Raw genomic sequence first — 14,874 nt, forward strand, 5'->3', positions numbered from 1 at the left:
AAGTATAGTAGTTCCTTAATAAGGGTAACGCTGTCAAGCTACAGGCCACAATTTGATGGTAGAGTAAATGCTATAATTAAGGGACTTGAAGGATCACCTTGTTGAAGTGAAATCAACATATAGGAATATTGATGATTAAGGGGTACTTGCTACAGGAAAAATTACATTATGATGATCGCTTTGACGTTTATCGCGGCTTATGCATTAAGAATAATAAAAAGGTTATTTTAAAAATAACACGCCAGAAACACCCTTCGGAAAAAGAAATTGCCTTATTGCAGCATGAATATCAAATTTTAAAGCAGATTGAGCACATAAAAGGAGTTATTCATGTTGTTGATTTTATCGAAGGCGATATTACAGCATTGATTTTGGAGGATGTTGCAGGAGAATCACTTCAGACGTATTTTGACAACCAACCTATCGATTTAGATAATTTTTTCACCGTAGCCTTAGCTCTAAACCAAATTGTTGGCGAACTTCATGAAAATAATATCATCTATAAAAATTTCCGACCGGTCTCTATTTATATAAAGGATAATATTCTTAAATTAGTTGACTTCAGTCTCTCCGCTCAATTAGTAGAGGAAAGCCAGGAGTACCAATCTGACAAAGAATATCAAGAACTTTCCGCTTATACCGCCCCAGAACAAACAGGAAGAATTAATCGACCGATTGATTATCGTACGGATTTTTATTCTATGGGAGTAGTTTTTTTTGAACTGCTAACTGGGCGCCGCCCCTTTCAATCCCAAGATCAGCTACAATTAATACATTTAATTCTGGCAAAACCCGCCCCTTTAGTCAGTCAGTATAATTCAGCTGTTCCTGCTCCCATTGATGCCATTATTACTAAGTTGTTGTCTAAAATGTCCGAAGAACGCTATATCAGCTCCGCTGGGCTTAGAGCCGATCTATTAGAATGTCAACGGCAGTGGCATGAAAATAAAAAGATCGATCTATTTACTATCGGTGAAAAAGATATGCATGATCGTTTGTTCATTTCGGATCGATTATATGGTCGAAAAAAACAAGTAGCGGATTTATATTCCGCCTTTATGCGTGTCAGCCAAGGTGCCAGTGAAATTGTATTAATATCTGGGTACTCGGGGGTGGGTAAAACCTCAGTGGTGAAAGAAGTTCAAAAGCCTATCATTGAAAAAAAGGGCTACTACATTCAAGGCAAATTTGATCAAATGCAATCCTCGATTCCCTTTAGTGCTATTGTAACTGCTTTTCAAGGTTTAGTTACCCAATTGCTTGCTGAAAGCGAAAATAATTTAGATAAAATACGTCGTCTTTTGTTGAAGGCGCTTAACAATATGGGCCAAATTGTAATAGATGTGATTCCCGAAGTAGAATTAATTATCGGCAGACAACCATCCGCCCCCCCCCTAAATTCCGCTGAAGCACAGCATCGATTTAATTTTGTGTTTTTGAAGTTTGTACAAGTCTTTGCCCAAGCTGATCACCCAATTGTGATCTTTTTAGATGATTTGCAATGGGCTGATATTGCTTCATTGAAATTAATTGAAAATGTCCTTTCAGATAAAGAAACACACTATATATTAATTATCGGTGCGTATCGAAGCAATGAAGTAGACAGCAGTCACCCATTAAAAGTAACCCTTCGTACGCTGAAAAAAATAAATGTAGCAGTAAGCAATATTGCATTAAAACCGTTATTATTGAAAGACATTCAAGATCTACTCAGTGACACCTTAGCGGCTACAGAGGATGATGTAAGCGGATTAGCCACTCCCTTACACCAAAAAACTCAGGGCAATCCTTTTTTTCTCAATATATTTTTGAAAATGCTTTATCAGGAAGGTTTACTGTTTTTTTCACATCAAGATAGTCAATGGGAATGGAACATTAAAAAAATAATGCAACAAACGGTCACGGATAATGTAATCGATCTACTCACCGCTAAAATCAATCAACTCTCTCCAGACACGCAAGAAATACTCAAATTAGCCGCATGTTTTGGCCATCGCTTTACCCTTAAACAGTTAGTTTTAGTAAGTCAGCAGCCAGCGATGAAAATAGGGCAGCAGCTTTTAGAAGCGATTAAATATAATTTGATAATTAATTTGGATGAAATTTATAAAACTACAACAGTAGTAGCTCTCGTTGAATCAGATGTAACGCTCGACAAGCTTGAGTTACATTATCGTTTTGCCCATGATCGAATTCAGCAAGCGGCATATGAACTCATTCCTTATACTAAAAGAAATGATCTGCATCTTAGAATTGGTCGATTATTGTTAAAAGAAAAAATTTTGACGGAACAAGATGAACGCCTCTTTGAAATAATGGAACATTTCAACTACAGTCTGTCGCTTATTTCTTCGCCTGAAGAAAAACACCAGCTTGCTCAATATAATCTTTGGGCAGGAGAAAAAGCTAAAGCATCTACGGCTTATCAAGCCGCTAAAGAATACCTTCAAGCAGGAGCGAATTTACTCAACGAAGATGACTGGAAAGATAATTATAATTTAACTTTTAATATTTATAAAAATTTAGCAGCATGCAAATATCTCACCGGTGATTTTGAAGAAGCAGAAAAGCATTTCCAAACACTCATAAATAATGCCAAGAATACTTTAGATAAAATAGAAATTTATCGACTCAATTGCGAAATGCTATCTACTTTGAATGCCCATGGAGAAGCACTTACTCTTGGCTTGCGTGCTTTAAATATGCTTGGCATTAAAATACCACGCAAAGCAAAAACACTTCACGTGTTAAAAACAATTTTAAAAATTAAAATTAAAATAGGTAGGAGACGAGTCCAAGATATCGATTTGTTGCCCATCCATAACCCGGAGCAAAAAGCGACAGTAGATCTTATCACCCAACTTCTAAATAACGCGTTTATTATCGACCAGAATCTGTTTGTTTTATTATCGTGCACCAACATTTATCTCAGCCTTAATTATGGTTACACCGATAGTAATGCCATGTCATTTCCTGTCTATGCCTTCGTTATTATGCATTCACTTAACATGTATCAAGCGGGCATTGATTTTGTAGAGTTTAGTAATAAGTTAAAAGAAAAATATGGCACCTCTACTTTTGAAGGTAAAAATCAATTTATATTAGGCGCCTTTATTGATCCGTGGCGAATTGATGTTAATGCTTGCCCTGAAATTCTTAGCCGTGCATTTCAACTAAGTTATAATACTGGCGATTTAGTCTACGCTCACTATTGCAATTTATTATTAGTAAATACTTCTTTTTTGGCAGGTAAATCATTATCAGAGACAATTGGCTATCTACAGGATACTAACTCATTTGTGGCTAAAGCAAAAATTAGTGATTTCAGAGGAGTAGTTTCATTTTGGAATTATCTTATGCCCTGTCTAGAGCAGAAGAGTGAATTTAAACAATCAACCGTACTCGAATATGAAATGCGTATTCTTGCAGGTGGCAGTAAAACCGAACTGTGCTTCTTTTATAGTTATCTCACTAAAATCTTCTTTCTATATGGTGATATGGCTAATGCATTAAAGTATGGACATCATTATTGGAAAAATTCCCAATATGGGCAAGGTATGGTGAGTAATGTTGAATTTATATTTTATTATGCACTTGCTATGACAACTTGCTATAAACAAGCGGATCCTTGGGAACGATTTAAATTTTCGAGAGCGCTTAAAAAAGCACTTCGCCAGATAAAGCGTTGGGCGAGCTGGTGCGACATTAACTTTGGCGCTTATCTTTCCTTGTTAGAAGCCGAATTGGCTGCGAATAACAAGGATACCAATAAAGCAATCCTCTTGTATGATCAAACTATTAAAACAGCACAGAAAAATAATGCCTTATTCTTAGCCGCAATTGCCAGTGAATGTACCGGACGTTTTTACATTAGCCTAAAAACACATAAACTGGCGGCTTTTTATTTTGCAGAAGCCTATTCAATGTATAAAGAGTTTGGTGCATTAGAAAAATGTAAAATACTTGTTGAAACCTATCCTGAGTGCTTTTCTATTTCTAAAGATGAAACACCTGAAATGCCCCCTGCCATTAATCAACCGATGTCATTAGATATGCTGGCTATTTTAAAATCTACGGAAATTATAACGAGCGAAATTCGTCTAGACCGCCTCCGTAAAAAACTTTTATTAGTGATCCTCGAAGTTACTGGTGCCCAACGTGGTATAATTTTGGTTAAGAAATCTAATAAGTGGCTAATCGAAGCAGATGGAAACATTGAAGAGCAATTAATCTATCTCAGCAAAGAAGAACCAGTAACCTCCCAGAAACTTCCCCTTTCATTATTAAATTATGTCCAACGCACAATGCAGCCAATCATTATTCAAGAAGCTACTCAGTCTCAGATAACAATGATTGATCCTTACATTCAGAATGATAAGCCAAGGTCTCTGCTTATGTTGCCCATCTTATATCAAGGGCAATTAACACGCATGTTGTATTTAGAAAACAAAAGTAGCAGCCATGTTTTCACGACACAAAACTTACAAAGCTTGCAATTAATTGCTTCGTCGGCAATGATTTCACTTGAAAATGCACGGCTTTATCATCAAGCAAGTCATGATTCATTGACGGGATTGGCAAATAGAAATCTATTGGAACAAATTTTTAAAGTTAGCGCTAGTCAAGCTACGCGCATGAATAAACAAATCGTATTGTTCTTTTTGGACTTGGATAATTTTAAAACCATTAATGATACGTTAGGCCACGAAATTGGCGATAGATTACTTGTTTATGTTACCGAAAAAATCTCAGAGGGATTACGCGAGGGAGATATTGCTGCGCGACTTGGGGGCGATGAATTTGCTATTATGCTGGTAGGAATAGAGGACGTTCGTCAAATTACGGTGATTGCAGATCGATTATTTCGTTCCATCACTGAGCCTGTGCAACTGCTGGGTCATCAAGTGCAGATTACCTCTAGCATGGGTATTTGTCTTTACCCCAAAGATGCTAAGGATGTGAAATCACTTATTAAGTTAGCAGACATTGCGCTTTATCAAGCCAAGGAACAGGGCAAAAATCGCTACCACTTTTATTCAGAAAGTTTACAAGAGCAATACCGTGAAATACATCGCATGGAATCGGAGCTGCAACACGCTCTCGAAAATCATGAATTTCGAATTTATTATCAGCCAATCATAGATATTATGAATAATAAAGTCGTCAGTTTTGAAGCGTTACTGCGCTGGGATCACCCTAAAAAGGGTTTATTAGAAGCGAAGCATTTTATCGATGTATTAGAGAAAAAAGCACTCATAATTCCTGTGAGTGAATGGCTTATTTATAAAATATGTCAGCAAGCCAAGCTATGGCAGATGAGTAATTTGTTAAAAGTTCCTATCGCGGTCAATACCTCAGTGATACAATTTCATCGCCAATCCTTAAGTAAGTTTATTGCTGCCACTCTAAACAAATTTGATTTAGACGCACATTATTTAGAACTTGAATTAACTGAATCGACCTTTATCGAAACCAACACTCGGGTATTTGAGGAAATTGATGCGTTGCTACGCTTAGGAATAAAACTTGTCATAGATGACTTTGGTGCCGGTTATTCTAGTTTAGGATATCTTAAACGCTTGCCTGTAAGTAAGATCAAAATTGATCAATCATTTTTCAAAAAAAGCTCCGATAATGATTTCGATTTGATTATCGTAGCGGCCATTACCGCTCTTGCGCATGAATTAAAATTAGAAGTAATTGCTGAAGGCATTGAAAATGAAGCGCAACTAAAGATCGCGAGAGATCTAAATATTGATGCCATCCAAGGCTACTACTTTAGTTACCCCCTTAGCACAGCAGAATGCGAAGAATTTTTAAAAAAGACCGCATAATATAATAAGTCCGTTTGGTATTTGCAATGTTGAGCTCGGAAACACTCTCTGTAAAGCTAATCTCACCAATTTAGGGTGACAACCAGCCTAAATATTCTTATGCTAGCTCCTTTAATTATGGAGCCACCAATATGACAAAAGTTAAAGCCATACCTGAAGGGTATCACAGCGTTACCCCTTATTTAATCGTAAACAATGCTTCAAAAGCTATTGAATTCTACACCAAGGTTTTCGGTGCTAAGGAATTTATGCGTATGGAACGCGAGGGCAAGATAGCCCATGCTGAGTTGGAATTAGGCACCTCCAAAATTATGCTTGCTGATGAATGTGAAGAAAGCCATGCTAAAAGCCCTCACACACACGGTGGGTCTTCAGTGGGGCTTCTATTATATGTTGAAGATGTAGATAACGTTTTTGCTAAAGCGCTTGCCTGTGGTGCCAAAGAGATTCGGCCTCTTACCAATATGTTTTATGGTGATAGAAGCGGCACTATCGAAGACATCTCAGGGCATCAATGGACCATTTCTACCCATATTGAAGATGTGACGCCTGAAGAAATGGAAGTTAGAATGGCAGAATTCCAAAAAAATTGAGTAGTCGGGTCGACTGCACCCACACTTTTATAAATATTTGAATGTTTTTTTTTTACGTTAATGATCATTAATCTATGGAGTATTTGTTTATGTTAAAAAAATTCGTGTTAGGTTGCTTAGCGCTTGCTGCGTTAGGAAGTATATCTTCTGCTTATGCTAAAGATGAAGCTGCAATGATGCCTCCTAAGCCAGTTGAAAATGCAGTATTGGAAAGCATGGTTGGAACTTGGCAAGGCCAGAGCAATATGATGGGAACGAAAATGAATGACACCATCAAAATTTATTGGGCACTGAACCATCAATTTCTTGTGACAGAACTCAAAGCCGTTGCAGTCGATAATGCAAACAACACCTACGAAGGCATGGGTATGTATGGTATTGATAAAGAGGGTAAAGTAAAAATTTGGTGGTTTGACAGCTGGGGCGCTCCTACTGTCACGACCGGCAAAGGCGTGACTCAAAATAATGAGTTGATTATCAATGATAGCAATTCTCGGTTTAACGAAGTACGCTCGTTTAAAGTGAATGGTAATGAAATGACCATGCACGCTAAAGGTAGCATGAACGTTAATGGCAAAAATGAGCCTTTCCAACAAACAGTGGTTTACAAAAAATAGATTTTTTCCCGGTACTCGCTAGGTACCGGGATTTTTTAAATGCGAGGACTTTTTAGCCTCATATCCTCCAGGTCTAGCTCCCTCTCCAAACGATGAAAAACATCATCATGTATAACACCATTTTTTCTAAGATCAATAAGTGCCTTACGTTCGGTATTGATTAAATTGCGAGTCAGTTTTCTTATTTTTTGGTCGATCTTATTAAGTGTCGAATAAGGCGCATCTTTCAAATTCGATTCTAAAGCAGCTAATCGTCTTATGTAACGCACACGCAATTTTTCGATATAACCTTTAATATCGGTAGATGCCTGAGAGTTTCTATCCAGCTCCTCAAGCACCGCCTTCATGGTGACAATTCTGGCAAGTGCCTCTTCGTGATTAAATTGACTATCTTTCTCAAAATGAAACCATTTAGATACCAACGAAAGCGTCAAGGTGGGCAAGAGTAATGTGATTAAAATTATCGAATAAGTTAATAAAATAAGGAGTGACCTATATGGAAATGGCTCACCCGAGGGAAGAAAATTGGGTAAAGACATCACTAAGATAAGGGACAAAAGCCCGCGCATACCAATCCAACTTAAAGTTGCCAATGCAGACCAGTGGGGCACGGGATCGTTTTCACGCAGCTTAGCACTGAAATATCGGGGAATGTATGCTGAGGGGTAAACCCAAGCAAAACGGATAAAAAGAATCACCACGTTTATAATTACGACATAGGAGATAATTTGAGACCAGCTAAATTGCCCTAAGTCTTGAATTACAAATCGCAGCTGCAATCCAATTAAGATAAAAATCAAACCATTAATGACGAAAATAAATTGTTCCCAAACGGTATGTGCTTTGTGGCGAGATAAGGGGCCTGTAATAATAGGGAATTTACGTGAAAAATATATTCCTGCAGTCACCAGACAAATGATGGGTGAAATTCGGAGACGGTCAGCAATAATATAAGCAAAATAAGGCACAAGGAGAGAAAATATATTTTGCGCTTTCGCAACGGTTAACCAGATATACATGCGTGTACTCAACCATCCGATGAGATAGCCTAATATTACCCCACCTAAAGCGGCTATAAAAAAATCAACTCCTGCACCCCACAATGAAAATGTTCCCGTCATTAATGCAGCAATCGCATACCGATAAGCCACCAAAGCGGTTGCATCGTTGATCAAACTTTCGCCTTCAATGATTGTTATTAGGCGTCTAGGGATGTTTAGTTTTTTTACAATAGAAATGGCTGAAGAGGCATCAGTCGGCGACACAATTGCCCCAAATATAAAACACACCGCCCAACTCATCGCCGGAATTAATAGCTTCATTACGACTGCAACAACGCACATTGTGAATAAAACCAAACCAATCGCTAACATCGTAATAGGGCGTTTGTTAGCCACAAAATCGCGCCATGACGTGAAGAAAGCGGCAGAAAATATTATGGGAGGAATAAACAAGACGAGCAATAAATTGGGTTTAAAATTAACATCGGGTAGGCCTGGGATGAAACTGACTAGCAAACTTGCTAAAAGTAAAAAAATTTCGGCGGGCATTTTTATTTTAGAAGCAAGTGTGGTAGCTATTGCTGAAAATAAAAGCAACGCCAGCAATATTTCAATGAAACTCATCCATTATTCCATTAGTGTTGACGGTAGAGCTAATAATACTTCTGATTAAGTTGAGGCGTTTCTTCTTCTTTAATTAAGTATGAGGTCATTGCAATGATAATCAAGGATGAAACTTTGTAAGCATCCTCCTCATTCAAACCGCCTTCTAAATAATATCCTAGCAAGTTCGTGGCAAAAATGGCGATTAAATTCATGAAGGCGTCATCAAATCGTCCTTCACCAAAATTGTAACAGGGAGCAAATGCAGCAAAAAAATTGCCAGTATACAAAGAGCTGCGCCCCGAAAAGAAAGTGAATAGAGTTCCTAGACAAAAAAATGACGAGCCCTGTCTGACACTTTTTAAACGTTTTTCTAACATTTTTTTCTCAAATTTATCATTGAGATGCTTGGATACAGAGCCAAAATAGAATGGCTTAATTAAAAAGTACTGATCGGTCTTACGGGAGGCACTGAATCTTTAACGCGCTAACCCAGCGCGAATAATAACACACATTATACATAAGAAGCCAAACACGCTACTTGCTAGCGGCTAATAAAACAATTAATCTCTTATCACAATAAAGTTAGCGGGGTAGTACTCTCTCACCCGGCAAGTCAAAATTCTACCGCAGTGCGGCAAAGAACAAGGATAACTCAATGGGCAAAGGTCACAGTCATGCTATTCCAACTACGACTAAAGAAAGGCCGTTAATCTATGCCTTGATTCTGACGGGTCTTTTTATGTTTGCTGAGATCATCGGTGGAGTGCTTACAGGGTCTCTTGCATTAATTTCAGATGCGGCGCATATGCTAACAGATGTGACTGCATTAATAATCGCTTTAATGGCCATTAAAATTGGTCGGCGCCCCGCTGACGCTTCACGGACATTTGGTTATTATCGATTCGAGATATTAGCCGCTGCTTTTAACACGATGATGTTATTTGTAGTTGCGATTTACATTTTGTATGAAGCCTATATCCGCTTTAGTAAACCTCCTGAAATCCATTCCCAAGGTATGCTGATCATTGCCACCTTAGGTTTAATAGTTAATCTTATCTCAATGAAATTACTTACCGCTGGCAAGGATAAAAGTCTTAATATAAAAGGCGCTTATCTCGAAGTATGGAGCGACATGCTTGGCTCCCTCGGCGTAATTTTAGGCGCGATTATCATTCAAGTCTCAGGTTGGACTTTTGTCGACTCGATCATTGCCGTTTTGATAGGGTTATGGGTGCTCCCCCGCTCCTGGATTCTACTAAAAGAAAGTGTGAATATTTTATTGGAAGGGGTGCCTGAAGGAATAGATTTACCCAAACTTTCGGCGGCTATCTGCTCTATTGCAGGGGTGCTGAATATCCACGAATTACATGTCTGGGGAATTACCAGCGAACGCATAAGTTTAACCGCGCACGTTGTGGTTAATGAGAAATATGATGGCGCCCAAGTGGTGCAGCAGATGCGTGAAATGTTAGCCACCGAATTTAGTATTACCCATACCACATTGCAGTACGAACGTAAAATATGTATGGATGAAGATAATTTTTGTAGTTTAGCTTCACAGCACTAATTTTTGAATTTTGCTCGAACGTTCAGTTTTGCGCTGAACTTAAAGGAAATACAGTGAGTAATGCGAACCCTATTTATTTTAAATTCACTCAGAAATTAGTCATCATTGGATTCGGTAGCATCGCTCAAAGTGTTCTGCCGCTTATATTTCGCCACATTCAAATAGAACCACAACAAATCACCATCATTACCGTGAATAATCAGGGGTTAAACGTTGCTCAAGAATACGGCATTAACTTTCAATTAGAGACCCTCACTGCTCAAAACTACCAAGCAGTGCTGAGCCCCCTTCTTTCGCAGGGTGACTTCGTTCTCAATCTTTCGGTGTCTGTCTCAAGCCTTGACCTGATTAAACTCTGTCGACAACAAGGGGCGTTGTATCTTGATACCTGTATTGAGCCTTGGGAAGGTGGGTATACAGATGCTGAGCTTGATCCATCACTTCGCTCAAATTATGCGCTCAGAGAACGGGTAATGGAAATTAAGCATCATAACTCGGGCGGACCCACCGCGGTTATTACGCATGGTGCAAACCCAGGCTTGGTATCCTATTTTCTTAAAGCTGCATTATTAAATATCGCCAAAGATAATGGCGAAGTAGTGAGTGAACCCTTGTCACAATCTGGGTGGGCTAAGCTGAGTGAGCAGCTTCATATAAAAGCGATTCATATCGCGGAATATGATTCACAAACTTCGACCATACCAAAGTCTTCTGATGAATTTGTCAATACCTGGTCAGTAGATGGCTTCATTTCAGAAGGATTACAGCCAGCGGAATTGGGTTGGGGGACACACGAGAGACATTGGCCGGCTGATGGACATCAGCATACGTTTGGCTCAAAATCTGCAATCTATCTCAGTTGCCCTGGCGCTGCAGTGCGTGTGCGGACATGGGCACCTATCAGCGGATCATTTCATGGCTTTTTGATAACACATGGCGAAACGATTTCGATTGCAGACTATTATACGATACAGGAAAATGGCAAAGTTCATTACCGTCCCACGGTGCATTATGCTTATCATCCGTGCCAAGATGCTGTGTTGTCTATTAATGAACTAGCAGGACACGAGTGGCAACCTCAAAAATCGAAACGCTTGTTGATGCAAGAGATTACCGACGGAGCGGATGAATTAGGGGTGTTATTGATGGGCAACACCAAGGGCGCCTATTGGTATGGATCTATCCTTTCGATCACAGAGGCAAGAAAGTTAGCGCCTCATAATAATGCAACTAGTTTGCAAGTCTCCGCAAGTGTACTTGCGGGAATGCTTTGGGCATTAGAACACCCCGATGAAGGTCTCGTGGAGCCGGAAGACATCGATCATACATTTATACTGAATATTGCACGTCCTTACCTTGGAGAGGTCGCAGGATATTATACTGACTGGACCCCCATTAATGATCGTGAAAAATTATTTTCTGAAAAACTTGATCGAACAGATCCTTGGCAATTTATAAACATTCGCGTTTGATAATTTTGACCTATGAATGGATTCAAGCTACTAAATTTTTTTTCACGCTGGTATCAAATCAAGCCAACTGAATTCTTTATCGTTCAATTGTTCCTCTTCTATTTAACCGCCATCAGCAGTTTCTATGTTGTCGGTGTGAGTACAGGAGAAACACTTTTTTTATCACGACTCGATATAGGCACCTTAAAGGACCTGCTCCCCTGGATTTTTATCAGCATTTCAGTCTCCACTATTATTATCACTTGGCTCTATAGTCATTTTATAAATAAATTACCTCGCGTTAAATTAATCATCACTTGCGATGGGCTAATTGCGCTTAGCATCATACTATTTAGACAATTACTTGAGCTCAGCCCTGTACCCTCTTGGATTTATTTTGCGCTAATTGTTTGGATCGAAGCCTGTGCTGGATTTAAGATAGCGCTGTTTTTTTCTTACCTGGGAGACTATTTCTCTTCACGCGATGCGAGGCGTTTGTATAGTTACATCCTGATTGGTATGGCGCTCGGGTCAATACTAGGCGGTTTATTCACATTAATAACCTCAAAATACATTCTTGTTAAAAATTTACTTTATGTAGCGGTGATAATTCTTTTGTTAACCAGTGTGATTGGCTACTACATATCCATCGTGGCCAAACCTTGCCAAATTAATAGTCATAAACAACACGTTAAAATACCCTTAAAAAATTTAATAGAACACCCCTATCTAAAATTAATTTTTTTAATAACTATTGCCAGTGCCATCTGCTTTGTTATTGCTGATTATCAAATGTTAATTACGGCAAGTCAGGTTATTGCAGGAGCCGAACTCGCAGGATTTTTCGGTAAATTTTTTATGGTGATTGGCTTCGTGCAATTAGGCATTGAAACGTTATTGGGCACATGGCTACTTACACGTTTAGGGGTAATCAAAAATCTGTTTGTACTGCCATTTTTGCTAATGATTCAAAGTATATTTTTTGCAGGTTATCCTACTTTATTTTTTGCAACCGCAATCAATTTCACTTACTTAGCGCTCTCAGAAACAGTTGACCTATCCAGTCGCCAATTATTGTTTTTACCATTATCTACCAAGACGCGTCTTTATAGCTCAGCCTTAGCTAACGGAATTCTTGAACCTGCCGGTAAAATTGTGATTGCATTAATTCTTTTTGTTTATGCCATTATCAACGCGCCCATTCAAGTTTATACCGTCACTTTATTCTTAATGGCTGGTGTTTGGATTGCTTTGATTTTTCCTCTCAAAAAACGTTATCAAATAGCATTATCTAATATGTTACGTAGTGATAAATTGTACACTGAGGAATTGGAAGCTGATATCGCTACCTTTCACAAATCATTAATGGCATCCGATAATTATCCATTGGTGAAAAATTTATTAGAAGAAACGAATGCGACAAAATTACTTTTTGTCTTGAATGTTTTGCCCGAGAAAACACTGAAACAATTTAAGCCACAACTTAAAGAAATACTGAGCTTTAGCAAAGATAATGCTGTCATTGAATTTATCTTAAATGTGCTAGGGCGTGTAGGAAATAGAGAAGACCTACCCGTCATCGAAAAATTCTTAGTAGCAGAAAACGCCCGCATAATCAGGGTGGCATTAAATATATACTGTAAATTGATGAATACATTTCCTCTTGATGTCTTTGAACGATTTTTTCATTCCGAAGATAGTTCAATTAAGATGGCAAGCTTAGTGAATTGCTTCAAATATCGAGGTAAAAAAGGCAAAATTATTGTCAGGGAAGAACTCGCTCTTTTATTAAAAAATAATCCCCTCGACGCTTTAAAGCTTATCCAAGAAATCGGTGGTTCCGGGATGACTCTCCCCCTCAATAAACTGCTTTGTCACACCGATGCAAAAGTACGCATCAAAGCAATCCAAGCGGTCCCCGCTCTACCCTATCCCCGCTTAATTCCAAATCTCATCAAAAACTTAGTAAACTCTTCTTCGACATGGAATGATGTCCGCAGAGCATTGCATGCTATGCCGTCAGAGACAGAGTCAGCTTTGATTATATTTTACAATGATGCAGATTTATCAGAAAAAGTGCGCAGTTTTTTATTAAGTATTTTAGGTAAGATAGGCGGCGTGGTTTCTTTGAACTATCTTTTGCGTGTCCTCAACAATAAGCAATCTTCACCCATGCTGCTTGTTGCAGCCAAAGAGGGTTTGCAGTTATTCAATTATCCAATGACATTACCTGCTGATTTGAAGCAAGAACTTAAAATCGCATTAGCCCGATTGCAACAACAGTTATTAACACTAAAAAGCGCCTACTTAGAAATTAATACTGCGACAAAATTACGCGCTTTATTTTATGATACCTTCTATTTTTATGCGGAAATATTTTTTAATTTATTGGGTTTATATTATGGTTTAAAAGAATTAGGCCGTGTCATTCCCCACTTAGAAACTATTCATGAGGAAAAATTAGGCGCTGAAATATTAGAGTTTCTGGAGGTGTCTGTTTCACGCACTCATTTCAATCAAATAACAAAATTATTTTTACCGCCACTTGATTCTCTCAAATCTCACAATATAGGCATGCAACCTGCCATTATTAGTCAATTACTAGCAATGGATTGTTGGGTGCGATCGCTCACGCTGTACTACATCGTTGAAAACGACATTGTCATCAAGGAAAGTCCCATGGATAAACAAGAGCACTTCTTAACATCAAAAATTAATACTGTTTTACTGCTGAAACAAATTGAACTATTCAGCACTATCGCAACCCATTATTTACTCGGCTTTGCCGAAATAGTGCATGAAGACCATTTCTTTACGAACGAATGCCTTTTTAAGGAAGGAGACAAAGGCGACTCTTTATATTTAATAACAGCAGGGCTAGTGAGTATTCAGACAAACAACGAAGAGTTATCCCAACTTGGCCCTGGAGAGTGCTTAGGGGAAATGGCACTTCTGGATAAACTGCCCCGTTCTGCCAGTGCAATTGCTTTACAAGACACCCACGTGCTTAGAATAGATGGGCCAGATTTTGAAGAAGCATTATTAGTCCACCCCGAAGTTGCTTTGAGTTTATTGAAGATTTTGTCCCGACGACTACGCAATTAATCGGTTTTGTCGAAAGAGAAGTGGTTACCCGCGACCCACCCTCCACGTCGTCCCGCGACCAAACCCCTCCACGTCGTCCCGCGATTTATTCGCGGGATCC

The 14,874-nt window shown here is 38.7% G+C and carries 8 protein-coding genes; 6 read left to right on the forward strand and 2 right to left on the reverse strand.

Annotation, left to right across the window (positions count from 1 at the left end; genetic code table 11):
* Window positions 1-131: 131 nt before the first annotated feature.
* The 3 genes from H0U71_07040 (at window position 132) to H0U71_07050 (ending at window position 7,044) form a co-directional block, all read left to right on the forward strand.
* Window positions 132-5,834 carry an EAL domain-containing protein gene (locus H0U71_07040; GenBank protein MBA2654806.1) on the forward strand — a complete coding sequence of 1,901 codons (5,703 nt, stop codon included), beginning with the start codon at window positions 132-134 and terminating at the stop codon, window positions 5,832-5,834.
* Window positions 5,835-5,965: 131 nt separating this feature from the next.
* A complete protein-coding gene (locus tag H0U71_07045) occupies window positions 5,966-6,427 on the forward strand; it encodes a VOC family protein (GenBank protein ID MBA2654807.1) in 462 nt (153 codons plus the stop codon).
* A gap of 89 nt (window positions 6,428-6,516) precedes the next feature.
* Window positions 6,517-7,044: a hypothetical protein gene (locus H0U71_07050; GenBank protein MBA2654808.1), complete on the forward strand. Its 528-nt coding sequence runs from the start codon at window positions 6,517-6,519 to the stop codon at window positions 7,042-7,044.
* A 35-nt stretch (window positions 7,045-7,079) separates the two neighbouring features.
* Here the strand turns inward: H0U71_07050 and H0U71_07055 are convergent, their stop codons facing one another.
* Window positions 7,080-8,669, reverse strand: coding sequence for a Na+/H+ antiporter (locus H0U71_07055; protein MBA2654809.1), 1,590 nt, complete (start codon window positions 8,667-8,669; stop codon window positions 7,080-7,082).
* Between the two features lie 29 nt (window positions 8,670-8,698).
* Window positions 8,699-9,028 carry a hypothetical protein gene (locus H0U71_07060; GenBank protein ID MBA2654810.1) on the reverse strand — a complete coding sequence of 110 codons (330 nt, stop codon included), beginning with the start codon at window positions 9,026-9,028 and terminating at the stop codon, window positions 8,699-8,701.
* Between the two features lie 278 nt (window positions 9,029-9,306).
* Between H0U71_07060 and H0U71_07065 the strand changes: the two genes are divergently transcribed.
* From H0U71_07065 to H0U71_07075, 3 genes are all read left to right on the forward strand, one after another.
* A complete protein-coding gene (locus H0U71_07065; GenBank protein MBA2654811.1) occupies window positions 9,307-10,218 on the forward strand; it encodes a cation transporter in 912 nt (303 codons plus the stop codon).
* 71 nt (window positions 10,219-10,289) lie between these two features.
* Window positions 10,290-11,690 carry a homospermidine synthase gene (locus H0U71_07070; GenBank protein ID MBA2654812.1) on the forward strand — a complete coding sequence of 467 codons (1,401 nt, stop codon included), beginning with the start codon at window positions 10,290-10,292 and terminating at the stop codon, window positions 11,688-11,690.
* Window positions 11,691-11,702: 12 nt separating this feature from the next.
* Window positions 11,703-14,774, forward strand: a complete 3,072-nt coding sequence (locus H0U71_07075; protein ID MBA2654813.1) for a cyclic nucleotide-binding domain-containing protein — start codon at window positions 11,703-11,705, stop codon at window positions 14,772-14,774.
* Window positions 14,775-14,874: the final 100 nt, after the last annotated feature.

Source organism: Gammaproteobacteria bacterium (assembly GCA_013697705.1).
In the GTDB taxonomy this organism is placed as follows: Bacteria; Pseudomonadota; Gammaproteobacteria; order UBA6002; family UBA6002; genus UBA6002.

Bases quoted from the DNA above. Each gene is read 5' to 3' on its own strand.
- H0U71_07040 (MBA2654806.1), top strand. From the start codon at position 132: ATGATTAAGGGGTACTTGCTACAGGAAAAATTACATTATGATGATCGC.
- H0U71_07045 (MBA2654807.1), top strand. From the start codon at position 5,966: ATGACAAAAGTTAAAGCCATACCTGAAGGGTATCACAGCGTTACCCCT.
- H0U71_07050 (MBA2654808.1), top strand. From the start codon at position 6,517: ATGTTAAAAAAATTCGTGTTAGGTTGCTTAGCGCTTGCTGCGTTAGGA.
- H0U71_07055 (MBA2654809.1), bottom strand. From the start codon at position 8,669: ATGAGTTTCATTGAAATATTGCTGGCGTTGCTTTTATTTTCAGCAATA.
- H0U71_07060 (MBA2654810.1), bottom strand. From the start codon at position 9,028: ATGTTAGAAAAACGTTTAAAAAGTGTCAGACAGGGCTCGTCATTTTTT.
- H0U71_07065 (MBA2654811.1), top strand. From the start codon at position 9,307: ATGGGCAAAGGTCACAGTCATGCTATTCCAACTACGACTAAAGAAAGG.
- H0U71_07075 (MBA2654813.1), top strand. From the start codon at position 11,703: ATGAATGGATTCAAGCTACTAAATTTTTTTTCACGCTGGTATCAAATC.